The following is a 21,974-nucleotide window of genomic DNA, read 5'->3' as shown; positions in this document are numbered from 1 at the left end:
CGCGTTCAGGCGGTGACCGGGTCGCCGTCTGCGGTGCGGAACGCGGAGAGCGGGATCGGGCCGCGGTGCAGGATGTGGGGGATGTCGGCCCAGGGGTAGAGGGGTTCGGTGGCGTTGAGGTTGCGGAGCCGGTGCAGGGCGCGCTCGGAGGGTGTGGACAGGGCGGCGACTGCCTCGGGGGTGTACGGGATGAAGTCCTCGGCCGGTTGCGGGCGGAGTTCGGGGTCGTGGCGCTTCAGGAGGATGCAGGTGCGGGCCGGGTCGAGAAGTTCGGCGTCGAGGGTCCAGTAGTCGACGACGACCGGGCCGATCCGGCCGGACTCGTGCATGGCCTCGAAGATCGGTGCCGGGTGGACCGGGGACAGGAACACGACGTCGGCCCAGGTGCAGTCCAGCGGATACACCGGAGCATTCACCCGGTGCGGGCGATCCACGTACTTCTTGAAATGGAGCTCGTAGAGGTCGGGGTAGTGCACACGGAGCTGGCTGAGCGGCAGGATGTCGTCACCACGGACGTCACCGGCGGCCTTGTAGAGAAGAGTCGTCATACACAAAAGCCTCCGAACACGAGAACCGTGCCGGAGGCTGCCTATTAATTCTACAGGAATCCCTATGGTCAAAGCCATCCTCGGAAGCGCAGCGTTCTTCTTCGCCGCGCCCTGCGTGGTCGCCGGGGTGCTCCCGTGGTGGGTCAGCGGCTGGGCCACGCCGCGGTTCTGGCCGGGCTTCGTGATCGTCGCGGCAGGTGCGTTCGTCGTACTGCGAGCATTTGTACGATTCGTCCGCGAAGGACGGGGTACGCCGGCGCCGGTGGCGCCGACCGAGGAGCTCGTGGTCGGGGGTGACTACCGGTTCGTGCGGAATCCGATGTACGTCGGGGTGGTCGCGGCGATCTTCGGGCAGGCACTCGTTTTCCTCGACTGGCGGGTGCTCGGGTACGGCGTGATCGCCTGGGGCGTGATGGCGTCGTTCGTGCGGTGGTACGAGGAGCCGGTGCTGCGGGCGCGGTACGGCCGGCAGTACGAGGAGTACCGCCAGGCCGTGCCGGCGTGGATTCCGCGGTTCAGGGCGTCGGGTCGGTAGCGAAACCTGCACGGCTGCAAAGTTGCAGAGTTTAATTGTTTGCAGTCAGTGCAAGTTTGTCTCTAGCCTAGTACCCGTGAAGCACGTAGAGGGTGGGTTGCGGGAGCGCAAGAAACTGCAGACGCGGGCGGCGCTGGCCGACGCGGCGTTGCGGCTGGCGTTGGAGAAGGGGCCCGACCACGTCACGGTCGACGAGATCGCGGAGGCGGCCGACGTCTCGGTGCGGACCTTCTTCAACTACTTCCCGCACAAGGAGCACGCGATCCTCGCGCGCAACCCCGAGCACCTCGAGCGCGCCCTCGAGCGGATGCGGACGGCGCCGGCCGAGGAGTCGCCGCTGACCACGATGTGGTTCATCGTGCACGACGTACTGCGGGAGCTCGAGAGCGACGGCCAACTGTCGCGGCGCGGTGAGCTGATCATGAGCTCGCCGAGCCTGCTGTACCAGCTGATGCTGTCGAGCCTCGACGACGAGCGGCAGTTGACCGCCGCCCTCGCCGAACGGATGGGCGAACCAGCCGGATCGGTCCGGCCGGCGCTGATCGTCAGCACCGCCGGGGCCGCCTGCCGAGTCGTGATGGAGCTGCACAAGTCCGCCCCTGAACGGCCGATCCGCGACCTCCTCGACGAAGCCTTCCATTTACTTGCCCAAGGCATTGATTCCGCCTTCGGGCCGGACTACCAGAAGAAAGGCACCTCATGACGACGACCTCGTCACCCACTCCGGAACCCGTGGGTGAGGTCACCACCGCCGAGACAACGACACTGACACCGCGGCAGACCATCCAGGCCATCTCCGGCCTGATGATGGGCATGTTCGTGGCGATCCTGGCCGGCACCGTGGTGTCGACCGCGCTGCCGCGGATCATTCACGACCTGGGGGCGAGTCAGTCGTCGTACACCTGGGTCGTCACGCTCGAGCTGCTGACGATGACGGCCACCGTGCCGTTGTGGGGCAAGCTCGCCGACCTCTACAACAACAAGCTGCTGGTCCAGCTGTCGCTGGGCTTCTTCGTGATCGGCTCGCTGGTCGCCGGATTCGCGCCGAACATCGAGGTGCTGCTGGGCAGCCGCGTCCTCCAGGGCCTCGGCGCCGGCGGTCTGACCGCGCTCGTGCAGATCGTGATGGCGGCCATCATCCCGCCGCGCGAGCTTGGCCGGTACTCCGGCATCTTCGGCGCGATCTTCGCGTCGGCAACCGTCGGCGGACCGCTGCTCGGCGGCTTCCTCGTCGACTCGCCGCTCGGCTGGCGCGCCTGCTTCCTGGTCGGTGTGCCGTTCGTGCTCGCGGCGATCATCCTGCTGCAGCGCACGCTGAAGCTGCCGACCGTCCGTCGCGAAGCGAAGATCGACTGGTGGGGCGCGGTCCTGATCATGGGCGGCGTGAGCACGCTGCTGGTCTGGTCCTCGTTCGCCGGTAACAAGTTCGAGTGGGTCTCCGGCTGGAGCTTCGCCCTGGTCGCGATCGCCGTGGTGGCGCTGGTTGCCGCGGTGCTGGTCGAGCGGCGGCACCCCGAGCCGATCATCCCGATGGACCTGTTCCGCAACCGCACGGTGACGCTGTCGATCGTGGCCAGCGCGCTGGTCGGGGTCGCGATGTTCGGTGGCTCGGTGTTCCTGGCGCAGTACTTCCAGATCGCACAGGGCTACACGCCGACCAAGGCCGGCCTGATGAGCCTGCCGCTGATCCTCGGCATGATGGTCGCGTCCACGATCGCCGGTGGACTGATCACGAAGTACGGCCGCTGGAAGATCTACCTGGTCGTCGGCAGCGTCCTGCTGCCGATCGGGCTGGCGCTGTTCGGCACCATCGACGCGCACACCTCGAAGTACCTGCTGTGGAGCTTCATGATCGTCCTCGGCGTCGGTATCGGCCTGGTGATGCAGAACCTGGTCCTCGCCGCGCAGAACGACGTACCGGCCCGGGAGCTGGGGGCGGCGACGTCCGCGGTCAGCTTCTTCCGGAGCATGGGCGGCACGATCGGCGTCAGCGTGCTGGGCGCGATCCTGGCGAACAACGTCGCCGAGACGCTGAACCCCGGCGGCGCGTCGTCCGGCGGCGGCAACGCGGTGCCGAACATCGCGGAGCTGCCTCCGGAGGTACGGACGATCGTCGAGAACGCGTACGGCGCGGCGACCGCGGACCTGTTCATGATGTCGGTCCCGTTCGCGGTCCTCGCCCTGATCGCCGTCGTCTTCATCAAGGAGAAGCCCCTCCTCACCACCTCCGGCGCCGAGCGTCGCGCCGAAGAGGAGGCGCCTGACAAACTGGATGCATGATCGTCGCATTCAGCATCAGCCCGTCGGCCGGTGACGAGACCGGGGGCGTGAGCGAAGCGGTGGCCGAGGCCGTCCGCGTCGTCCGCGCCTCCGGTCTTCCCAATGAGACCAACGCGATGTTCACCAACATCGAGGGCGAGTGGGACGAGGTGATGGCGGTGGTGAAGCAGGCTGTGGAGGCTGTCGCCGCCGCATCGCCTCGGGTCAGTCTCGTCCTGAAGGCCGACATCCGCCCCGGCTACACCGGCCAACTCACCGCCAAGGTGGAGCGGATCGAGCAGGCGCTAGGCGACTGAGTTGAGGGTCGCGACGACGGCGTCGTAGCGGTTCTCGCGTTCGGCGTGGCGGAGGAAGTGGACTCGGTCGACGAGGATCTCGTCGGCGTCCGGCTGCTGCTGGAGGATGTTCATCGTCTCGTCGAGGTACTCGTCCAGCGGCATCGCGTGGGCGTCGTTCTCCTGGTTCATCAGCGTCGTCTGGACGGCAGGCGGGACCACCTCGATCACCTGGATCCCGGTGTCCGCCAGCTGGATCCGAAGGCTCTGCGTGTAGCTGTGGATCGCGGCCTTCGTCGCGCTGTACGTCGGCGTGATCGTCAGCGGCACCGAGGCGAGGCCGGAGGAGACCGTGAGGATCACCGGATCGCGCTGCTTCAGCAGGTACGGCGTGAACGTGGCGACCGCGCGGATCGTGCCGAGCAGGTTGATCTCGATCGTCTGTTCCGCGGTGGCGAGGTGACTGGGGTCGCGGAGGTCCTCGACCTGCATGATGCCGGCCATCGTGACCAGCACGTTGACATCGTGGGTGCTGGTGACCTGCTCGAAGGCGGCGGTGATCGAGGCCGGGTCGGCGACGTCGAGCGGGACGCCCTCGATGCCGTCCTCGGCGGCGATCCGGTCGAGTAGGTCCTTGCGCCGGCCGCTGATGATCACGGTGTTGCCGAGGTCCCGGAAACGGCGGGCGAGCTCGAGGCCGATACCCGACGTACCGCCGGTCATGAAGATCGTGTTGCCTGTTGTTCTCATGTCTCCAGCCTGGGACCGGATGCCCCGGGCAACCAGGCTGCGCTCAGCCACTGCTCGGCAAGCAGTGGTTAACCGGCCTGACCGGTGGACACTGGAGTCATGGAGTACGCCGACCTGTCCGATTTCCTGCGCAAACGTCGCGAGGCGCTGCAGCCCGAAGACGTCGGGATGCCCCGCGGCCGCCGACGCCGTACGCCGGGACTGCGCCGGGAGGAGGTCGCGGCGCTCGCGTCGATGTCGGCCGACTACTACAGCCGGCTCGAGGGCGGACGCGGCCCGCAGCCGTCGGTGGAGATGCTGGCAGCGATCGCTCGTGCGCTACGGCTGACACTGGAGGAGCGCGACCACCTGTTCGTGCTGTCCGGGCACGGTACGCCGCCGCGCACCACGCGGCCCGACCACGTCGACCCCGGCATGCTGCGGATCCTCGACCGGCTGCAGGACACGCCCGCGATGCTGATCAACCGCTGCGGCGAGGTGCTCGCGCAGACCCGGGCACACATCGCGTTCGCCGGGGAGCTGACCAATTTCGAGGGGCTGGAGCGCAGCGAGGTCTACCGCTGGTTCGCGCATCCGGAGTCGCGGGCTCTCTACCGCGAGCCCGAGCTGTCCACTCACAGCCGGACGCTGGTCTCGTCGCTGCGCTCGGTCGTCACGGCCGACGGGCCGAAGTCGCACGCCGCGACCATCGTGCGGGCACTGCAGAAGCTGAGCCCGGAATTCGCCGAGATCTGGGCGGCGCACGAGGTCGGCGTCGCGCACAGCCGGACCAAGAGGTTCCGGCACGAGGTGGTGGGCGAACTCGAGCTGTACTGCGAGCTGATCGACAACCGCGGCCAGCAGCAGACACTGATCGTCTTCACCGCGGAGCCGGGCAGCGAGAGTGCGGAGAAGCTGGAGTTGCTGGCGGTGCTGGGAAGTCAGACACTCGATCCGGCGCGCTGACCCGTCGTACGACGGCTGAGGTAGAAGGCGAACGCGGCAGTCGGGAAGAACATCACGATGCCGTAGACCGCGACCGGGATCGACATCTCGCTGCTGCCGAGCAGTGCCGGGCTGAGCGCGATCGTCAGGGCGAGCGTGGCGTTGTGGATGCCGATCTCCATCGAGCAGGCGATCGACTGCCGCTCACCCAACCGGGCCAGCTTCGGTACGACGTACCCGAAGAAGAGGCTGAGCACGTTCAGCAGTACGGCGACCGCGCCGACGGCGGCGATGTAGTCGAGGACGTTGGCGCGCTCGGTGTAGATCGCGGCGAAGATCACCAGGGCCAGGACGATGATGGAGCCTAGCTTCACCGGCCGCGTCATCCGCTCCGCGAACCCGGGCCGCCGGCTCCGCATCAGCATCCCGAGGGCCACCGGGACCAGCACGATCGCGAACACCTGCAGCATCTTCAGTGGCTGCAGGCCGATCTGGCCGTCGCCGAGGAAGTGGTTGAGGGACAGGTTGACCACGATCGGCAGGGTGACCACGGCGAGGACCGAGTTCACCGCGGTCAGCGAGACGTTGAGGGCGACGTCGCCGCCGGCCAGGTGACTGAACAGGTTCGCCGTGGTGCCGCCCGGAGAGGCGGCCAGCAGCATCATGCCGGCGGCGTGCGCGGGCTCCAGCTCGAACAACGTCACCAGCCCGAAGCAGATCACCGGCAGCAGGATCACCTGGGTCCCGAGCGCGATCAGCACAGCTTTGGGCATCCGCAGCACCCGGCTGAAGTCGGCGACCGTCAGGGTCAGGCCGAGGCCGAACATGATGATCGCGAGCGCGACCGGCAGCAGGACCGAGGTGAGCACGGAGTCGTTCATCGGCGGCTCCTTCGGAAGTCGGTGGCCCACAGTGACAGCGGTACGGGACGGCGGCAAGATCTCGGGCTTGGTTCCGGGACCGGTGGAGTCTTTACGGGGTTTAGGTCATGGGTTAATTTAAGTTCTGAAATTTATAGAGCGTTCTTACGGAAAGGTCCGCCCCCATGCTTTCCGATCGATTTCGCCTGCCCGCATTCCTGCTCGCCCTGGTGCTCCTGGTCAGCGGCCTGACCGGCACCGCGGCGGCTCAGGTCCAAGCCACCTTCAAGGTCCTCGCGTTCTACAGCGGAACCTGGGACGCCGCCCACATCGACTTCGAGAAAGAGGCGAACCAGCGCTTCCCGGAGTTCGGGGCGCAGAACGGGTTCACCTACACGGCCACGAACAACTGGGACCAGCTCAACAACCTCAGCGCCTCGCAGTACCAGGTGGTGATGTTCCTCGACGACTCGCCGCACTCCGACGCGCAACGCAACGGGTTCAAGAACTACATGGACAACGGCGGCGCGTTCTTCGGCTTCCATGTGTCGGCGTACAACAACGCCAGCGGTGGCTGGCCGTGGTTCAACAACACGCTGCTCGGCACCGGGAGGTTCCAGTCCAACACCTGGGGTCCGACCGCGGTGACCCTGCGGAGCGAGAACCGTTCGCACCCGGCCCTGGTGAACACGGGCGCGACGTTCCGGTCGTCGGTCAGCGAGTGGTACAGCTGGCAGAACGACCTGCGGAACAACCCCGACATCCAGATCCTGGCGTCGATCGACAACTCCAGCTTCCCGGTCGGCACCGACCCGAACCAGACCTGGTACAGCGGCTACTACCCGATCATCTGGACGAACAAGAACTACAAGATGATCTACGCGAACTTCGGCCACAACGCGATGAACTACGAGACCAACACCCGGCTCTCGTCGACCTTCGACAGCCCGGCACAGAACCAGTTCATGATGGACGCGCTGAAGTGGCTGGCCGGCGCCGGTACGACGCCGCCGGTCGACCAGCCGTCGCCGACCACGTGGTACTCCGTCGCGAACAAAGCCAACGGGAAGTGCGTCGACGCCCGCGCCGCTGGGACCGCCAACGGGACCGTGATCCAGCAGTACAGCTGCAACGGCACACAGGCACAGCAGTTCCAGTTCCAGCCGACGTCCGGCGGGTTCACCCGGGTGAACAACCGCAGCGACGCCACCAAGGTGATCGACGTGACCGGTGTGTCCGCCGCGGACGACGCCGGCCTCCAGCTGTGGACGTACAGCAACGGAAACAACCAGCAGTGGCAGGCCGTTTCCGAAGGCAGCAGCTACTTCCACTTCGTCAGCCGTTCCAGCAACAAATGCCTGACGGTTCCGGGTGGCTCGACGGCCGACAGCACTCAACTCGTCCAGTTCACCTGCAACGGAAGTGCGGCGCAGTCCTTCAAGCTGACATAGATTGCGGCGCATGAGAATCCTGCGTGTGGCCGCTTTGGCGGCAGGAGGTCTGTTGTTGATGGGTCAGGTCGTGCCCGCCCAGGCTCACGGCGGATCGTCGTACCGGTGGGAGCTGACGCCGACCGGTACGACGGCGCAGTTCCGTGGGCTCTCGGCGGTCAGCAAGGACGTCGCCTGGGTGGGCGGGACCGCAGGGACCGTGCTGCGGACGGTCGACGGCGGGAAGCACTGGCAGAACGTCAGTCCGCCTGGCGCGGAGGCGCTGCAGTTCCGCGACGTCGAGGCGTTCGACGCGCGGCGTGCGGTCGCGCTGACGATCGGGAACGGCGAGGACTCCCGCGTCTACCGGACCGCCGACGGCGGAAAGACGTGGTCGGAAACGTTCCGGAACACGGACGCGAACGCGTTCTACGACTGCATCGCCTTCAATTCCAATGGGCACAGCAACGACGACAAGCACGGCCTGGCGCTGAGCGATCCGGTCGACGGAAAGTTCCGGATCGCGGCGACGTCCGACGGCGGAAAGTCCTGGAAAGTGCAGCCGACCGGCGGAATGCCGGCCGCCCTTGCCGGTGAGTTCGCGTTCGCGGCGAGTGGCACCTGCCTGGTCGCCGGCCACGGCCGAACGGCGTGGTTCGCGACCGGTGGCGGCGATCGTCCGCGCGTGTTCCGGACCGTCGACGGCGGGCGTCGCTGGACGGTCTCGGACTCTCCGATGGCGAGCGGTGAAGCGGCCGGGATCTTCAGCCTCGCGTTCCGGAACTCGTTGTTCGGCGTCGCGGTCGGCGGTGACTTCCTCAAGCCGACCGAGGCGGTGAAGGCCGCGTCGGTCACGTACGACGGTGGTCGCACGTGGAAGCTGGTGCCGGCCGACCAGGCGCCGAAGGGCTACCGGAGTGGATCGCACTTCGTTCCGTGGTCGCCCACGACCGTCGTCGCGGTCGGTCCGTCCGGGAGCGACGTCAGCTTCGACGGCGGCCGCAGCTGGAAGCAGTTCTACGACGGCAGCTTCGACAGCGTCGAATGCGCCGGCCACGGCCGCCAAGCCGGCTGCTGGGCCTCCGGTGCCAAGGGCGCCGTCGGCCGTCTGGTGCACTGACGTTCAAACCGGCGACACTCGCTCGTTGTGCGGGTGTCGCCGGTTTTCCGGAAAGATGAGTGCATGCGTAAATTGATGACCATTCTCGTGGGGTTGCTGATGGTGGTTCCTACCGTTGCCGCGGCTCAGCCCGACGCGGGTCGTCCGGGCCGTCCGCTGACCGTCATGTCGTACAACATCCACCATGGCGCGGGGATCGACGGTGTGCTCGATCTCGAGCGGATCGCCGTCCTGATCGAGCAGTCCGGGGCAGACGTGATCGGCCTGCAGGAGGTCGACCGGCACTGGGACGTGCGGAGCAACTGGGTGGACCAGCCGGCCTGGTTCGCGAAGCGGCTGAAGATGCACTACGCGTACGCCGCCAACCTCGACCTCCCGCCCCTGAACCCGGGGGAGCCGCGTCGCCAGTACGGGACCGCGATCCTCTCGAAGTACCCGATCCAGGACTTCGAGAACACGCTGCTGCCGCTCTACCCGACCGGTGAACAGCGCGGCCTGGCGGTGGCGAACATCACGGTCCGCGGCGCCAAACTGCGCTTCGCGAACACGCATCTGACCAGCAACAACAACGCCGAGCGGCTGGAGCAGGCGCAGAAGGTGGTCGAGCTGCTCAGCGGATCGCGGACGCCGACACTGCTCGTCGGCGACCTGAACGCGACGCCGGAGAAGCCGGAGATCAAGACGCTGACCGCGGTGTACGACGACACCTGGGTCGAGGTCGGTGTCGGTCCGGGCTACACGATCGAGGCGGACAACCCGACCAAACGCATCGATTTCCAGCTGCACAGCAAGGGCCTGCGCCCGACGAAGGCCGACGTACCGGTGACGCCGGCCTCGGACCACCTGCCGGTGGTCGCCTCGTTCGTCCTCAGCTGAATCACCGAGCGCAGCAACGCCCCTCCGGCTCCGGCCGGAGGGGCGTTTTCGTGCGCCGACCTGCGACTTCGCAGAATTACAAGCTTGTAGTTTGTCAAGTCGACACACGGGTGAAACAAAGATACTTGTGTGAAAGCTGTTCCCAATGGGGCTGTAGGCAACTAGTGTCACGTATGTGGTCCAGGAGGACCAAAAGTTCACGAACCCTGGGGAAGGGGTTCGTGACCGGCGGAAGGAACGATCCCGATGCGGACGCCCCCCAGGGCCACGTCCGGCGGGCGGAACACGAGTGCTGGGAAGACCGGCAGAGCAGGCAAGGCGCTGCTCTCCGGGGTGCTCGCGATCTGCTTGGCCGGCGCCATGGCCATGCCAACACTTCCGGCTGAGGCCGCGAAGCCGAAGCCGCCGGTGATTCCGTCCAAGGCCGCCGTCGAGCGCGCCAAGCAGGCCGCCGCCTCGAAGGCCGGCCAGGTCGCCGCGATCGAGCGTCAGCTCGCCGCCGCCGGTGCGCGGCTCGAGCAGCTCGGCATCCAGTCCGGCATCGCCGACGAGGCGTACAACGGCGCCGTTTACCGTCTGCAGCAGGCCAAGGCCGAGGCGGCAGCCGCCGCGGCCCGGGCCGCCGAGGCACAGAAGACGCTGACCGCTCAGCGGCAGCAGATCGGCCGCTTCGCCGCCGCGTCGTACCAGGGTGGCGGCGAGGTCGCCAAGATCGCGCCGCTGTTCACCGCGGAGGGGCCGCAGCAGCTGCTCGACTCGGCCGGTGCGGCGCACTCGGTGTCCGCCGCGATGCAGGGTTCGTACCTGCGGTTCACGGCCACCCAGGTGATGACGAACCTGTTCAAGGTGCAGGCCGACCAGGCGGTCGTGAAGGTGAAGAAGGCGGCCGACGAGGCGGCCAAGGCGAAGAAGGCGGCTGAAGCCGCGGAGGCTGCGCAGTCGGCCGCGGTGACCGCGATCGGCGTCCAGCGCAAGCAGTCGATCGCGCAGCTCGCCACCTTGCAGAACATCTCGGTGCACGTGGCCGCCCAGCGGCAGCAGGGGCTCGAGGAGCTTGCGCGGCAGCGCGCCGCTGCGATCGCTGCCAAGAAGGCCGCCGAGCTGAAGCGCAAGATCGCCGCCCGGGAGGCCGCTGAGCGCCGCGCGGAGGCGGCCGAGCGGGCCCGGGAGGCCGCGGAGCAGGCTCGCGAGGAGAAGGAAGAGCGCGAGCAGAACAACGGCAAGAAGAACCCGCCGAAGCGGCACAAGCCGTCCAAGCCGAGCCGCGACAACGACGACAACAACGACAATCACAGCTCGCGGAAGGGCGCGTCGGCGGCGATCGAGTTCGCGATGCGTCAGCTCGGCGACATGTACCTGTGGGGTGCCACCGGCCCGAGCCGTTGGGACTGCTCCGGTCTGACCCAGGGTGCCTGGGAGAAGGCCGGTGTGCAGCTGCCGCACTACAGCGTCGCGCAGTACGAGCAGATCCAGCACATCGACGAGGACGAGCTGCGGCCCGGTGACCTGATCTTCTGGTCGCTGAACCCGAGCGACCCGGGCACCATCCACCACGTCGCGATGTACCTCGGCAACGGCCGGATGATCCATGCGCCGCGGACCGGCAAGCCGGTGCAGATCGACAGCGTCTACTACTGGGAACCGCCGGACTTCTTCGGCCGTCCCTGATGCGGTTGTCCCCGGCAACGGTTCGTTGCCGGGGACATTTCTCTTCTACGCCAGCCGGTGTCCGCCGTCGGCGTGCAGAACGGTGCCGGTGATGAAACCGTTGCGGAGCAAGGCGATGATCGCCGCGGCGATGTCCTGGGTGCGGCCGATCCGGCCGACCGGGAGGCGGGCCGCCATCGCGGACAGGGTCTCCGGCGCCGCGTCGCCGGCCACGTCCTGCCAGATCGGAGTGTCGACCCAGCCGGGTGAGACCACGTTGACCCGCAGCGGCGCCAGTTCGACCGCGAGCGCCGCGGCCAGCGAGGCGAGCGCGCCGTTGAGTGCCGCGAGCAACGAAGCCCGCGGGCCCGGCCGGTACGCCGCGATCCCCGAGGTGAACACGATCGAGCCGCCGGGTTCGAGCAGCGGGGCGCCGTGCTTGGCGAGCAGCAACGGGCCGAGCAACTTGGAGTCGACCGCGCCGCGCGCCGAGCCCACGTCGTACTCGGCGATCGGCTGGTAGGCGCCGCCGACGTCGGCGGCCGTGGTGACGATGTGGCTGATCTTGCCGGTGGTCGCGAAAAGGCGTTCGATGTCCTGCTCGCTTCCGAGGTCCATGGCGACGGTGCGTACGCCGAGCTCTCGGCGTACTGCGTCGAGCTTGGACGGTGTTCGGCCGGCGATGGTGACCTCGCTGCCTTGGGCAACGAGTTCGGCGGCGAGGGCGCGGCCCATCCCCGAGCTGCCGCCGACGATGACGACGTGTTCCTGCAACAGATTCTCCTTCGGTGGTTGACGTTTCGAGCCAACCACCGGGTGCGTCAGTCCGCCACGACTTGTTGCCTAACGACTGTTAGGCCGGGGCTAACGGTCATCGCCTGGAGCACCGGGTTGTGGGAGTCGGTGCGCCACACGGCGGCGTACCGGGCGACCAGCGGGCGGCCCGCGATCGGTCGCCAGACGATGTCCGGCGTGGCGGCACGGCGGGAGCCGAGGCTGAACGCGGAGCGACGTACGAGGAGTGCCGACCGGAGTTGTGAGTGGCTCATGCTGATGTCGCTCAGCCGTACGCCGGTGCCGATCCGGCGGATCGTGTCGTCGTAGAACTCGGGCGCGGCGGCGCGGGGGATCCAGATGAGCTCGAGGCCGGCCAGATCGTCGAGCGTCAGCTCTGGCCGGGCTGCGAGCGGGTGGGTCGCGGTCAGCAGGACGCCGAGTTCCTCGTCGGCGAGCTGCTCGGAGTTGATTGCCGGAGGCAACGTCAGCGGGGTGCGGACGAGGCCGAGGTCGATCTCGCCGGCGTCGAGCATCCGGAGCTGGTCGGTGGTGGTGCCTGCTTCGAGCGTGACCGTGCTGTTCGGGAAACGTTCGGTGGCGAGCTGTTCGAGGGCGGCCGGGAGGTGGCCGGGGATCCCGTTCAGCAGACCGAGGCGGAGAACCGGCTCGTCCAGGCCGGCGGCCCGGCGCGTGTCCTTCAGCGCCAGGCCGGCCGCCTGGAGGGTTTCCCGGGCGCGGGCGAGCAGGACCTGCCCGGCCGGGGTGAGCTCGACGCCGCGGCTGTGCCGGATCAGCAGGGCGGTGCCGATCTCGCGTTCGAGCTGCTTGATCTGCTGGCTGAGCGTCGGGGTGGAGATGTACAGGCGCTCGGCGGCCTTGCCGAAATGCAGTTCCTCGGCGACGCCCACGAAGTACCGCAGCTGCCGAAGCTCCACCCGGTGATTCTATTCAGGGAGTCGCCACGAGGCGGCCCAGGTTGGTGCGGGCGTCGAGGGTTTCGTGGATGCGGGCGACGTCGGCGAGCGGGTGGGTGGCGTGGACGATCGGGCGGAGCTCGCCGGACTGCCAGCGGCGGGTGACCTCGGTGATGTCGGCGCGGGCCTCGTCCGGCCGGGCCTGCTGCCAGCCGCCCGCGGACACGCCGGTGACCGACTTGAGGCCGAACAGCTTGAGCACGGAGACGACCGGGATCTCGGTGGTGATCGCGCCGTACGTGATCATCCGGCCGAGCGGTGCGAGCAGGTCGAGACCCTGGTCGAAGACGGTGCCGCCGACCGAGTCGAGGACGGTGTCGACCCCGTCGGGGGCGAGCTCGCGGACGCGGGCGGGCCAGTCCGGGTCGGTCAGGTCGACGGGCTCGGCGCCGAGTTCGCGGATGAAGTCGAGCCGCTTCGCCGAGGACGCCGTACCGATGATCGTCTTCGGGTCGTAGCCGCGGGCGAGCTGGACGGCGAGGTGGCCGATGGTGCCGGCGGCGGACTGGATCAGGACCGTGCTCCCGGGTGCGACTTGGCCGGTTTGGAGCAGTCGATAGGCGAGCGGCGCGGTCAGCGACATCATCGTGGCCTCGCCTGCGTCCGCGTCGTCCGGGATCGAGGCGAGGAAGCCCGCGTCCGCGACGGCGTACTCGGCGAAGGCGTCCACGGTGAGAGCGGAGACGCGCTGGCCGACCGCGATGCCGGGCGGAGTGTCGGGGCCGAGCTTGACGATCCGGCCGACGACGTCGCCGGTGAGGGTGCCGGGCAGCTCGCGGTCCCAGGGGGAGCCGCCGCGGCGGAGGACGGTGTCGATCGCGTTCGCGCCGATCGCCTCGGCCTGGATCAGGACCTGGCCGGCGGCGGGCTCGGGGACGGCGACCTCGTCGAGCTGGAGTACGTCGGGACCGCCGTGGCGGTGGAAGCGCACTGCGCGCATGGTGGGTGCTCCATATCGTGGGGTTCATAAATAATGGGAGACTCCCACGATAACTCGACGGGTCGGCGTTGCCAATAGAGTTGGTGCGGTGAAGAAGTCGCCGAACCACCGGCTGTCCGACCACGTGCTGTTCGCGCTCGGGCGGTCGAGTCAGCACGCCCAGCGGCTGGTCCGGCAGCACATGACCGACGGCGGCGTCCGGACGCAGCACTATCACGTGCTCGCGAGTCTGTCCGACGACGGCGAGGCGGTGCAGGCGACGCTCGCGGACCGGATCGGGTTCGATCGCAGCGATCTGGTCACGCTGCTGGACGAGCTCGAGGAGCTGGAGTTCCTGGCGCGGCGGGTCGATCCCGCCGACCGGCGACGGAAGATCGTCGCGATCACCCCGGCGGGTGAGCGGCAGCTCGACGCGATGGACGAGCTGATCCGCGCCGCGGAGGCGGAGCTGCTGGAGCCGCTGACCGCGGCGGAGCGCAAGTCGCTGCTCGCGCTGCTCCGCCGCGTATCAGGCGACTAGCCGACTAGTGGCCGTCGGTCTTCAGACGGGCGAAGGAGGCGGTGATCTCGGTCTCGGCGTCGGCGCGGCCGACCCAGGTGGCGCCTTCGACCGACTTGCCGGGCTCGAGGTCCTTGTAGACCTCGAAGAAGTGCTGGATCTCCAGGCGGTCGAACTCCGGCACGTGGTGGATGTCGCGCAGGTGCTCCTGCCGCGGGTCGCCGGCCGGGACGCAGAGGACCTTGTCGTCCGGCCCCTTCTCGTCGGTCATCCGGAACATGCCGATCGCGCGAGCGCGGATCAGGCAGCCGGGGAACGTCGGCTCCGGCAGCAGCACGAGCGCGTCCAGCGGGTCGCCGTCCTGGCCGAGGGTGTCCTCGATGAACCCGTAGTCGGACGGATACTGGGTCGCGGTGAACAGCGTCCGGTCCAGCCGCAGACGGTTCGTCTTGTGGTCCAGCTCGTACTTGTTGCGAGTGCCCTTGGGGATCTCGATGAAGACGTCGAACTCCATACGGCAGATACTGTCACGGTTCCGACCGACCGAATGACAGGAGCAGCCCGGTGGCCCGACCTGCCCGTGCGGCATTCGTCACGCTCGTAGCCACGGCGCTCTGCGTCGGCCTGGTGAGCAGTGCACGCGCCGTACCCGGTTCAGTGCAGACAGCTGACCGGAGCACCCAGCAGGCTCCGGCCGTCCTGGCACCGGCGACCACCGAGGGTGTCGCCCCGACCGCGGCCGGCGTCGGTACGGCGCTCGCGGCGATCCTCAAGGACCCGTCGCTCGGCCCGCACCGCGGCATCTACGTGTACGACGCCTCGCGCGGCAAGCCGGTGTTCTCGGTCGGCGCCGCCACGCCGTACACGCCCGCCTCCACGCTGAAGCTGCTCACCACGGTCTCGGCGCTCGCCACGCTCGGCCCGGACCACACGTTCGCCACCAAGGTCGTGAGCACCGGCAAGGGGTCGATCGTCCTGGTCGGCGGCGGTGACCCGCTGCTGACCGTGAAAGCGTCCGCGAGTGACGGCTTCCCGGCTCGCGCCACGCTCCAGGCCCTGGCCGCGAGCACGGCGAAGGCACTCAAGGCGCAGGGCCTCGCCTCCGTGACCCTCGGGTACGACGCCTCGCTGTTCAGCGGCCCTGCTGTCAACGCGAACTGGGAAGCGAACTACGTCCCTGAAGGCATCGCCGCCCCCACCTCCTCGCTCTGGGTAAACGAGGGCCGTCTGTCTCCGGGCATGGCCAAGCGTTCGACCTCTCCGGCGCTGGCTGCTGCCACGTCGTTCCAGAAGCTGCTGACGCAGTACGGCATCAAGGTGGGAGCTGCCAAGGCCGCTGCGGCACCCGCCGGCGCCACGCCGCTGGCACTGGTCAAGTCGCCGACGCTCGGCCAGATCGTCGAGTACATCAACCTGCACAGCGACAACGACGGCGCCGAGGTGCTCCTGCGGCACGTCGGTATCGCGACGGGCAATGGCGGCTCGTACGCCGATGGCGTCAAGGGCGTCCGGGCCACGCTGACCAAGCTCGGCCTGGACGTCAGCAAGGCCCGCATCTACGACGGCAGCGGCCTGACCCGCGCGAACAAGGTCCCGCTGGACCTGCTCGCCGGTGCGGTCCGCGTGGCCGCGTCCAAGGACCACCCGGAGCTACGGCACCTGCTGACCGGTCTGCCGGTGGCGGGCTTCAACGGGAGCCTCAGGGAACGGTTCACCTCGCCCGGTACCGGCACCGGGACCGGACTGGTCCGTGCGAAGACCGGAACGCTCACCGGGGTCCACAGCCTCGCCGGGTACGCCCGCGACCGCTCCGGCACGCTCCTGGTCTTTGCGATCGCCAGTGACAGCGTGCCGGTCCCGAAGACCCTCGACGCCCGCGCGGCCCTGGACCGCGCCACCGCCGCATTGGCCAATTGCGGCTGCTGATTGAGCAGCGCATGTTGGGACATAGCACTAGGGTCGTTGTATGAGTACGGCGGAAGGCGGGACCACGACCGAGATGGTCGACTGGCAACTGGCTACCGGTGTGGCGCGGAAGCTGCTGCGACCCGGCCCGGCGGTCAGCCGCGCGGAGGCGGACCAGGTGGTCGCCGACCTGCGTCAGTTCGCGGCCGAGTCCGAGGGCCACGTGCGCGAGTTCACCGGGCTGAAGGCCACGTCGGCCACCGCGCCGGTGATGATCGTCGACCGGCCCGGCTGGGTTCAGGCGAACGCGGACGGCTTCCGGACCGTGCTGCAGCCGCTGGCGGACAAGCTGCGGGAGAAGGCGGACCGGACTGCCGGCCTGTCATCCGCGGTCGGCTCCCGGGTGACTGGCATCGAGGCCGGCGCGCTCCTGGCCTTCCTGTCGTCGCGGGTGCTCGGTCAGTTCGACCCGTTCTTCCCGGCACAGCCTGACCCGGACCGTCCCGGTCTGACCGGTCGCCTGCTGCTGGTAGCGCCCAACGTGATGCAGGTCGAGTCCGAACTGGGCGTCGTACCGCGGGACTTCCGGCTGTGGGTGTGTCTGCACGAGGAGACGCACCGGGTGCAGTTCACGGCGGTCCCGTGGCTGCGGGACCACCTGCGGTCGGAGATCGCCCTGTTCCTGGACCAGGCCGAGCTGGACGCTTCGGCGTACGCCGCGATGTTCCGTGAGGCCGTGCAGCGCCTGGGACGGTCGGTGCGTGGTGAGGCCGAGCTGAGTCTGGTGGACCTGATGCAGTCGCCGGAGCAGCGTGCGGTGCTGGATCGGCTGACCGCGGTCATGTCGTTGCTGGAGGGTCATGCCGACTTCGTCATGGACGGGGTCGGGCCGTCGGTGATTCCGACCGTGGACAACATCCGGTCCAAGTTCACCTCGCGGCGGACCAGCGGCAACCCGGTGGACCAGCTGCTGAAGCGGCTGCTCGGGTTGGACGCGAAGCTGCGGCAGTACAAGGACGGCGCCGCGTTCGTACGCCGGGTGGTTGACCGGGTCGGCATGGAGGGCTTCAACCGGGTCTGGACCGGTCCGAACACGTTGCCGACGAAGAACGAGATCGCGAATCCCGATGCCTGGGTCGCCCGACTCCACGGCTGAGCGCCTGGTGGGAGAGCGGCGCGGGAAACTCCACCCCGCCGTTGCTCGTACCCGGGAAGCGGTACGGGCGACGTTGGCGGAGCTGCCGAAGGGCACCACCGTCCTGGTCGCCTGCTCCGGCGGAACCGACTCGCTGGCGCTGGCGGCCGCTACCGCGTTCGAGGCGCCGAAGCTCGGTCTACGGGCCGGTGCGGTCGTCGTGGACCACGGTCTGCAACCGGACTCGGCACATGTCGCCGAGACCGCCGCAGAGCAGTGCAGAACGCTCGGGCTGGAGCCTGTCCAGGTCCGTGCGGTCGAGGTCGGCACAGACGGCGGTCCGGAGGGCGCTGCGCGCACGGCGCGGTACGACGCACTCCGCGACGCGGCAGATGAGCTGAGCGCAGACGTCGTACTGCTGGCTCATACCCGTGATGATCAGGCTGAGACGGTCCTCCTTGGGCTGGGGCGTGGCTCTGGTGCGCGTTCGCTCGCTGGGATGGCTCCGGCCGTCGGGCGGCTGCGCAGACCGTTCCTCGAAGTGCCGCGGGCCACGACGGCTGCTGCGTGCATCGCGTCCGGACTGCGGCCGTGGCACGACCCGCACAACGACGATCCGCAGTACACGCGGGTCCGCGTACGGCACGAGGTACTGCCGGTGCTGGAGGAGGCGCTCGGGCCTGGTGTGGTCGAGGCGCTGGCCCGTACGTCGGGACTACTGCGAGCGGACGCGGATGCGCTCGATCAGCTCGCTGCGGACGTTGCGGAGACCACACTGAGCCGCGCTGAGGGACAGGTCCGCAGCGACGTCGGCGTACTCGTGGAGCAGCCCGCAGCGATCCGCACGCGGGTCCTGCGACAGGCAGCGCTGGAGGCCGGTTGCCGGGCCACCGACCTCACTGCCGGTCACGTGGCGTCCGTCGACGCGTTGGTGACCGACTGGCGCGGGCAGCGCTGGATCGATCTGCCGCAGGGCGTCCGGGCGGTCCGCAAAGGCGGATTCATCATCCTCGGCCCTGATGTGACAGGCTGACCGCGTGGATGCGGCGGACATCGAGAAGGACCTGAGCAAGATCCATTACACCGAGGACGAGATCCTCGCGAAGCTGCGGGAGCTGGCAGCGCGGATCGAGGCCGACTACGAGGGCAAGGACCTGCTGCTGGTCGGCGTCCTGCGCGGCGCGGTGATGGTGATGGCCGACCTGGCCAGGTCGTTCAGCCGGCACGTGGAGATGGACTGGATGGCCATCTCGTCGTACGGCTCCGGGACCAAGTCGTCGGGTGTGGTGCGGATCCAGAAGGACCTGGACACCGACATCACCAACCGGCACGTGCTGATCGTCGAGGACATCATCGACACCGGCCTCACGCTGAGCTGGCTGGTCAGCAACCTGGAGTCACGCAAGCCGGCCTCGCTGGAGCTGTGCACGGCCTTCGTGAAGCCGGACGCCGCGAAGATGCAGGTCCCGGTGAAGTACGTCGGCCTGGAGCTGCCGGACGAGTTCGTCGTCGGGTACGGGCTGGACTACGCCGAGAAGTACCGGAACCTGCGCTGCGTCGCCACACTGGCCCCGCACGTCTACTCCTGATCCAGGCTTCAGGGCAGACTTGGTGACGGCCTGTACAACGGGTCGTACCGTCCATTGGTGACCCTCGTGCTGTGTTGTCTTGTGCGACACGAGACACTTGGACTGGTATTACCGTCACAAGCCCGCCATACCCGGGCCTGCCGAGCTAGGAGGGACGGGGCCTAGGCCTCGATCATGGACGTGAAGCGCATCTTCCGCGGACCCCTGTTCTGGATCGTCGTCGCCTTTCTGGGCGTCCTGGTGATCGGGCAGCTCCTGACCGGCTCGACCGGGTACAAGACCGAGCCCACCGGCCAGGTCGTCCAGCTGATCCAGCAGGCCAAGTCGTCGAGCGACAAGACGATCAAGACGGTGACGCTGATCGATCCGGATCAGGAGATCCGGGTCGAGAAGACCGACGGCACCAAGCTCCGGGCGCACTGGGTGGACGGCCAGGCCGAGAACCTCGGCAACGACCTGCAGTCGCTGTTCCAGGACGGCAAGATCGAGCGGTACGACGTCGAGAACCCGAAGCCGAGCTTCATCGGACAGGTGTTCTCCACGCTGATCCCGTTCCTGCTGATCGCGGTGGTGTTCATCTTCTTGATGAACTCCATGCAGGGCGGCGGCTCGCGGGTGATGAGCTTCGCCAAGTCGAAGGCCAAGCTGGTCACCAAGGACACCCCGAAGACGACCTTCGCGGACGTCGCCGGCTGTGACGAGGCGATCGAGGAGCTCGGCGAGATCAAGGAGTTCCTGCAGGAACCAGGAAAGTTCCAGGCGGTCGGGGCGAAGATCCCGAAGGGCGTGCTGCTCTACGGCCAGCCCGGAACCGGTAAGACCCTGCTGGCCCGCGCGGTCGCCGGTGAGGCCGGCGTGCCGTTCTACTCGATCTCCGGTTCGGACTTCGTCGAGATGTTCGTCGGTGTCGGCGCCTCCCGGGTCCGTGACCTGTTCGAGCAGGCCAAGACGAACGCCCCGGCGATCGTGTTCATCGACGAGATCGACGCCGTCGGCCGGCACCGTGGTGCGGGCCTCGGCGGTGGTCACGACGAGCGCGAGCAGACCCTGAACCAACTGCTGGTCGAGATGGACGGCTTCGACGTCCGCGGCGGTGTGATCCTGATCGCGGCCACGAACCGGCCCGACGTCCTCGACCCGGCGCTGCTGCGGCCCGGCCGCTTCGACCGGCAGATCGCCGTCGACGCGCCGGACCTGCCCGGTCGCGCGCAGATCCTGAAGGTGCACGCCCGTGGCAAGCCGATGGCGCCGGACGTGGACCTGACCGCGGTCGCCCGTCGTACCCCGGGCTTCACCGGCGCCGACCTGGCCAACGTGCTGAACGAGGCCGCCCTGCTCACCGCGCGGAACAACCAGCAGGTGATCGACAACCGCGGCCTCGACGAGGCGATCGACCGGGTCATCGCCGGTCCGCAGCGCCGCAGCCGGCTGATGTCGGACAAGGAGAAGGTGCTGACGGCGTACCACGAGGGCGGACACGCCCTGGTCGCCGCTGCCCTGCCGCACTCCGACCCGGTCCAGAAGGTGACGATTCTGCCGCGGGGCCGGGCGCTCGGCTACACGATGGTGCTGCCGGACGAGGACAAGTACTCGACCACCCGGTCGGAGATGCTGGACAAGCTCGCCTACATGCTCGGTGGCCGCGCGGCCGAGGAGATGGTCTTCCACGACCCGACCACCGGCGCCAGCAACGACATCGAGAAGGCGACCGCACTCGCCCGCGCCATGGTCACGCAGTACGGCATGACCGAGCGGCTCGGCGCGATCAAGTTCGGCCAGGACAGCGGCGAGCCGTTCCTGGGCCGAGACATCGGTAGCCAGCGCAACTACTCCGAGGAGATCGCAGCCGCGGTCGACGAGGAGGTCGGCAAACTGATCCTGAACGCGCACCAGGAGGCCTTCGACATCCTGGTGGAGAACCGGGCCGTCCTGGACCACCTGGTCGAGGAGCTGCTGGAGAAGGAGACCCTGGACAAGCACCAGATCGCCCGGGTCTTCGAGCCGGTGATCATGAAGGAGCGCCGGCCGGCCTGGACCGGGTCGTCGACCCGGATCCCGTCCGACCAGCCGCCGGTGATGCCGGTCGGCGGCCTCGCCGAGCAGAACGGTTCGCTGTCGGACGTGCTGCCGGGCGGTTCCGTCGGACCGGACGAGGCGATCCGCCCGCCGGACTACGGCAGCGGCCCGACCCCGCCGAGCCACCAGTGAGCTGACCCCCAGCTCGAACGAACGCCGCCACCCGGTCGGGTGGCGGCGTTTTCGTTTGCCCGCGCGGTAGCGTGCGAAGTTCCGTTGGCGGGAGGAGCCGGGATGGCGTCACCGAATTTCGACCACGAGCGCGCCGAGCGGGCCGTGCGGGAGCTGCTGTACGCGATCGGCGAGGACCCGGAGCGCGAAGGGCTGCAGGACACACCGGCCCGGGTGGCCCGCTCGTACGCCGAGATCGCGGCCGGGCTCGGTCAGCGCGCCGAGGACGTGCTGACGACCACGTTCGCGCTCGAGCACGACGAGATGATCCTGGTGAAGGACATCGAGGTCTGGAGCCTCTGCGAGCACCACCTGGTCCCGTTCACGGGCGTCGCGCACGTCGGCTACATCCCGAGCCGGGACGGCCGTGTGACCGGGCTGTCGAAGCTCGCCCGGCTGGTCGACGTGTACGCGAAACGCCCGCAGATCCAGGAGCGGCTGACCACCCAGATCGCCGAGTCCCTGGTCGAGATCCTGCAGCCGCGCGGCGTGATCGTGGTGATCGAGTGCGAGCACCTCTGCATGACCATGCGCGGCGTCCGGAAACCGGGCGCGAAGACGATCACCTCCGCCGTCCGTGGCCAGCTCCGCAACCCCGTCACCCGCGCCGAGGCGATGAGCCTGATCGTTGGCTGACCCACCCGTAGCCCGGGGAGGGCTGTT

The 21,974-nt window shown here is 68.4% G+C and carries 23 protein-coding genes; 16 read left to right on the top strand and 7 right to left on the bottom strand.

What is annotated here, in order from left to right:
• Window positions 1–5: 5 nt before the first annotated feature.
• Window positions 6–548, bottom strand: coding sequence for a hypothetical protein (locus OHB24_RS07715; protein ID WP_327638253.1), 543 nt, complete (start codon window positions 546–548; stop codon window positions 6–8).
• A 64-nt stretch (window positions 549–612) separates the two neighbouring features.
• Between OHB24_RS07715 and OHB24_RS07710 the strand changes: the two genes are divergently transcribed.
• The 4 genes from OHB24_RS07710 to OHB24_RS07695 all read left to right on the top strand — a co-directional run bounded on the left by OHB24_RS07710 (window position 613) and on the right by OHB24_RS07695 (window position 3,659).
• Complete coding sequence (locus tag OHB24_RS07710; protein WP_327638252.1) at window positions 613–1,083, top strand: methyltransferase family protein; 471 nt, start codon at window positions 613–615, stop codon at window positions 1,081–1,083.
• Window positions 1,084–1,159: 76 nt separating this feature from the next.
• Window positions 1,160–1,786: a TetR family transcriptional regulator gene (locus OHB24_RS07705; protein ID WP_327638251.1), complete on the top strand. Its 627-nt coding sequence runs from the start codon at window positions 1,160–1,162 to the stop codon at window positions 1,784–1,786.
• The gene (locus OHB24_RS07700) at window positions 1,783–3,363 is read left to right on the top strand and encodes an MDR family MFS transporter (RefSeq protein WP_327638250.1); all 1,581 of its coding nucleotides are present in this window, start codon (window positions 1,783–1,785) and stop codon (window positions 3,361–3,363) included. The genes OHB24_RS07705 and OHB24_RS07700 overlap by 4 nt, the downstream gene beginning before the upstream one ends.
• Window positions 3,360–3,659: a thiamine-binding protein gene (locus OHB24_RS07695; RefSeq protein ID WP_327638249.1), complete on the top strand. Its 300-nt coding sequence runs from the start codon at window positions 3,360–3,362 to the stop codon at window positions 3,657–3,659. Before OHB24_RS07700 ends, OHB24_RS07695 begins: the two co-directional genes overlap by 4 nt.
• On the opposite strand, the gene OHB24_RS07690 is transcribed toward OHB24_RS07695, so the two are convergent.
• The gene (locus OHB24_RS07690; protein WP_327638248.1) at window positions 3,648–4,388 is read right to left on the bottom strand and encodes an SDR family oxidoreductase; all 741 of its coding nucleotides are present in this window, start codon (window positions 4,386–4,388) and stop codon (window positions 3,648–3,650) included. The genes OHB24_RS07695 and OHB24_RS07690 overlap by 12 nt on opposite strands.
• A gap of 99 nt (window positions 4,389–4,487) precedes the next feature.
• On the opposite strand from OHB24_RS07690, the gene OHB24_RS07685 reads away from it, so the two are divergent.
• Window positions 4,488–5,333 (top strand): helix-turn-helix transcriptional regulator, encoded by an 846-nt coding sequence (locus OHB24_RS07685; RefSeq protein ID WP_327638247.1) that lies wholly within the window; start codon window positions 4,488–4,490, stop codon window positions 5,331–5,333.
• Here the strand turns inward: OHB24_RS07685 and OHB24_RS07680 are convergent.
• Window positions 5,309–6,193 (bottom strand): bile acid:sodium symporter family protein, encoded by an 885-nt coding sequence (locus tag OHB24_RS07680; RefSeq protein ID WP_327638246.1) that lies wholly within the window; start codon window positions 6,191–6,193, stop codon window positions 5,309–5,311. The two genes, OHB24_RS07685 and OHB24_RS07680, sit on opposite strands and share 25 nt — an antisense overlap.
• A gap of 164 nt (window positions 6,194–6,357) precedes the next feature.
• Between OHB24_RS07680 and OHB24_RS07675 the strand changes: the two genes are divergently transcribed.
• The 4 genes from OHB24_RS07675 to OHB24_RS07660 all read left to right on the top strand — a co-directional run bounded on the left by OHB24_RS07675 (window position 6,358) and on the right by OHB24_RS07660 (window position 11,266).
• The gene (locus OHB24_RS07675; protein ID WP_327638245.1) at window positions 6,358–7,623 is read left to right on the top strand and encodes an RICIN domain-containing protein; all 1,266 of its coding nucleotides are present in this window, start codon (window positions 6,358–6,360) and stop codon (window positions 7,621–7,623) included.
• 10 nt (window positions 7,624–7,633) lie between these two features.
• Window positions 7,634–8,722 carry a WD40/YVTN/BNR-like repeat-containing protein gene (locus OHB24_RS07670; protein WP_327638244.1) on the top strand — a complete coding sequence of 363 codons (1,089 nt, stop codon included), beginning with the start codon at window positions 7,634–7,636 and terminating at the stop codon, window positions 8,720–8,722.
• A gap of 63 nt (window positions 8,723–8,785) precedes the next feature.
• The gene (locus tag OHB24_RS07665; protein WP_327638243.1) at window positions 8,786–9,598 is read left to right on the top strand and encodes an endonuclease/exonuclease/phosphatase family protein; all 813 of its coding nucleotides are present in this window, start codon (window positions 8,786–8,788) and stop codon (window positions 9,596–9,598) included.
• A gap of 246 nt (window positions 9,599–9,844) precedes the next feature.
• Window positions 9,845–11,266 carry a C40 family peptidase gene (locus OHB24_RS07660; protein ID WP_327638242.1) on the top strand — a complete coding sequence of 474 codons (1,422 nt, stop codon included), beginning with the start codon at window positions 9,845–9,847 and terminating at the stop codon, window positions 11,264–11,266.
• Between the two features lie 45 nt (window positions 11,267–11,311).
• On the opposite strand, the gene OHB24_RS07655 is transcribed toward OHB24_RS07660, so the two are convergent.
• From OHB24_RS07655 to OHB24_RS07645, 3 genes are read right to left on the bottom strand one after another with little or no spacing between them, the layout of a single operon-like run.
• On the bottom strand, window positions 11,312–12,019 hold the full coding sequence (locus OHB24_RS07655; protein WP_327638241.1) for an SDR family oxidoreductase: 708 nt from the start codon (window positions 12,017–12,019) through the stop codon (window positions 11,312–11,314).
• Between the two features lie 47 nt (window positions 12,020–12,066).
• Window positions 12,067–12,957, bottom strand: a complete 891-nt coding sequence (locus tag OHB24_RS07650) for a LysR family transcriptional regulator (RefSeq protein ID WP_327638240.1) — start codon at window positions 12,955–12,957, stop codon at window positions 12,067–12,069.
• Between the two features lie 13 nt (window positions 12,958–12,970).
• Window positions 12,971–13,936, bottom strand: coding sequence for a quinone oxidoreductase family protein (locus tag OHB24_RS07645; RefSeq protein ID WP_327638239.1), 966 nt, complete (start codon window positions 13,934–13,936; stop codon window positions 12,971–12,973).
• A gap of 88 nt (window positions 13,937–14,024) precedes the next feature.
• Here OHB24_RS07645 and OHB24_RS07640 point away from each other — a divergent pair, with 88 nt between their 5' ends.
• Window positions 14,025–14,456, top strand: coding sequence for a MarR family winged helix-turn-helix transcriptional regulator (locus OHB24_RS07640; protein ID WP_327638238.1), 432 nt, complete (start codon window positions 14,025–14,027; stop codon window positions 14,454–14,456).
• A 4-nt stretch (window positions 14,457–14,460) separates the two neighbouring features.
• Here the strand turns inward: OHB24_RS07640 and OHB24_RS07635 are convergent, their stop codons facing one another.
• Window positions 14,461–14,949, bottom strand: coding sequence for an inorganic diphosphatase (locus OHB24_RS07635; protein WP_327638236.1), 489 nt, complete (start codon window positions 14,947–14,949; stop codon window positions 14,461–14,463).
• A 50-nt stretch (window positions 14,950–14,999) separates the two neighbouring features.
• Between OHB24_RS07635 and dacB the strand changes: the two genes are divergently transcribed.
• The 6 genes from dacB to folE all read left to right on the top strand — a co-directional run bounded on the left by dacB (window position 15,000) and on the right by folE (window position 21,947).
• On the top strand, window positions 15,000–16,361 hold the full coding sequence (dacB, locus tag OHB24_RS07630; RefSeq protein ID WP_327638235.1) for a D-alanyl-D-alanine carboxypeptidase/D-alanyl-D-alanine endopeptidase: 1,362 nt from the start codon (window positions 15,000–15,002) through the stop codon (window positions 16,359–16,361).
• Window positions 16,362–16,401: 40 nt separating this feature from the next.
• Window positions 16,402–17,496, top strand: a complete 1,095-nt coding sequence (locus OHB24_RS07625) for a zinc-dependent metalloprotease (protein ID WP_327638234.1) — start codon at window positions 16,402–16,404, stop codon at window positions 17,494–17,496.
• Window positions 17,497–17,503: 7 nt separating this feature from the next.
• Window positions 17,504–18,508 (top strand): tRNA lysidine(34) synthetase TilS, encoded by a 1,005-nt coding sequence (tilS, locus tag OHB24_RS07620; protein WP_327638233.1) that lies wholly within the window; start codon window positions 17,504–17,506, stop codon window positions 18,506–18,508.
• A gap of 4 nt (window positions 18,509–18,512) precedes the next feature.
• Window positions 18,513–19,064 (top strand): hypoxanthine phosphoribosyltransferase, encoded by a 552-nt coding sequence (gene hpt, locus OHB24_RS07615; protein WP_130384962.1) that lies wholly within the window; start codon window positions 18,513–18,515, stop codon window positions 19,062–19,064.
• Window positions 19,065–19,238: 174 nt separating this feature from the next.
• Entirely contained in the window at window positions 19,239–21,272 is a 2,034-nt protein-coding gene (gene ftsH / locus OHB24_RS07610) for an ATP-dependent zinc metalloprotease FtsH (RefSeq protein WP_327638232.1), read from the top strand.
• A 102-nt stretch (window positions 21,273–21,374) separates the two neighbouring features.
• Window positions 21,375–21,947: a GTP cyclohydrolase I FolE gene (gene folE, locus OHB24_RS07605; protein ID WP_327638231.1), complete on the top strand. Its 573-nt coding sequence runs from the start codon at window positions 21,375–21,377 to the stop codon at window positions 21,945–21,947.
• The last annotated feature ends 27 nt before the right edge of the window (window positions 21,948–21,974 follow it).

The sequence above is a fragment of the Kribbella sp. NBC_00482 genome (assembly GCF_036013725.1).
Lineage (GTDB): Bacteria > Actinomycetota > Actinomycetes > Propionibacteriales > Kribbellaceae > Kribbella.
The sequence above is the reverse complement of the archived record's forward strand: the minus strand, read 5'-3'. Positions and strand labels throughout refer to the sequence as shown.

What these genes read in the sequence shown, in the direction of transcription:
- ftsH (WP_327638232.1), top strand. Translation starts at nt 19,239, where the DNA reads ATGGACGTGAAGCGCATCTTCCGCGGACCCCTGTTCTGGATCGTCGTC.
- OHB24_RS07685 (WP_327638247.1), top strand. Translation starts at nt 4,488, where the DNA reads ATGGAGTACGCCGACCTGTCCGATTTCCTGCGCAAACGTCGCGAGGCG.
- OHB24_RS07700 (WP_327638250.1), top strand. Translation starts at nt 1,783, where the DNA reads ATGACGACGACCTCGTCACCCACTCCGGAACCCGTGGGTGAGGTCACC.
- OHB24_RS07670 (WP_327638244.1), top strand. Translation starts at nt 7,634, where the DNA reads ATGAGAATCCTGCGTGTGGCCGCTTTGGCGGCAGGAGGTCTGTTGTTG.
- OHB24_RS07715 (WP_327638253.1), bottom strand. Translation starts at nt 548, where the DNA reads ATGACGACTCTTCTCTACAAGGCCGCCGGTGACGTCCGTGGTGACGAC.
- OHB24_RS07625 (WP_327638234.1), top strand. Translation starts at nt 16,402, where the DNA reads ATGAGTACGGCGGAAGGCGGGACCACGACCGAGATGGTCGACTGGCAA.
- OHB24_RS07635 (WP_327638236.1), bottom strand. Translation starts at nt 14,949, where the DNA reads ATGGAGTTCGACGTCTTCATCGAGATCCCCAAGGGCACTCGCAACAAG.
- OHB24_RS07660 (WP_327638242.1), top strand. Translation starts at nt 9,845, where the DNA reads ATGCGGACGCCCCCCAGGGCCACGTCCGGCGGGCGGAACACGAGTGCT.
- OHB24_RS07680 (WP_327638246.1), bottom strand. Translation starts at nt 6,193, where the DNA reads ATGAACGACTCCGTGCTCACCTCGGTCCTGCTGCCGGTCGCGCTCGCG.
- folE (WP_327638231.1), top strand. Translation starts at nt 21,375, where the DNA reads ATGGCGTCACCGAATTTCGACCACGAGCGCGCCGAGCGGGCCGTGCGG.
- OHB24_RS07710 (WP_327638252.1), top strand. Translation starts at nt 613, where the DNA reads ATGGTCAAAGCCATCCTCGGAAGCGCAGCGTTCTTCTTCGCCGCGCCC.
- OHB24_RS07665 (WP_327638243.1), top strand. Translation starts at nt 8,786, where the DNA reads ATGCGTAAATTGATGACCATTCTCGTGGGGTTGCTGATGGTGGTTCCT.
- OHB24_RS07675 (WP_327638245.1), top strand. Translation starts at nt 6,358, where the DNA reads ATGCTTTCCGATCGATTTCGCCTGCCCGCATTCCTGCTCGCCCTGGTG.
- OHB24_RS07690 (WP_327638248.1), bottom strand. Translation starts at nt 4,388, where the DNA reads ATGAGAACAACAGGCAACACGATCTTCATGACCGGCGGTACGTCGGGT.
- OHB24_RS07645 (WP_327638239.1), bottom strand. Translation starts at nt 13,936, where the DNA reads ATGCGCGCAGTGCGCTTCCACCGCCACGGCGGTCCCGACGTACTCCAG.
- OHB24_RS07695 (WP_327638249.1), top strand. Translation starts at nt 3,360, where the DNA reads ATGATCGTCGCATTCAGCATCAGCCCGTCGGCCGGTGACGAGACCGGG.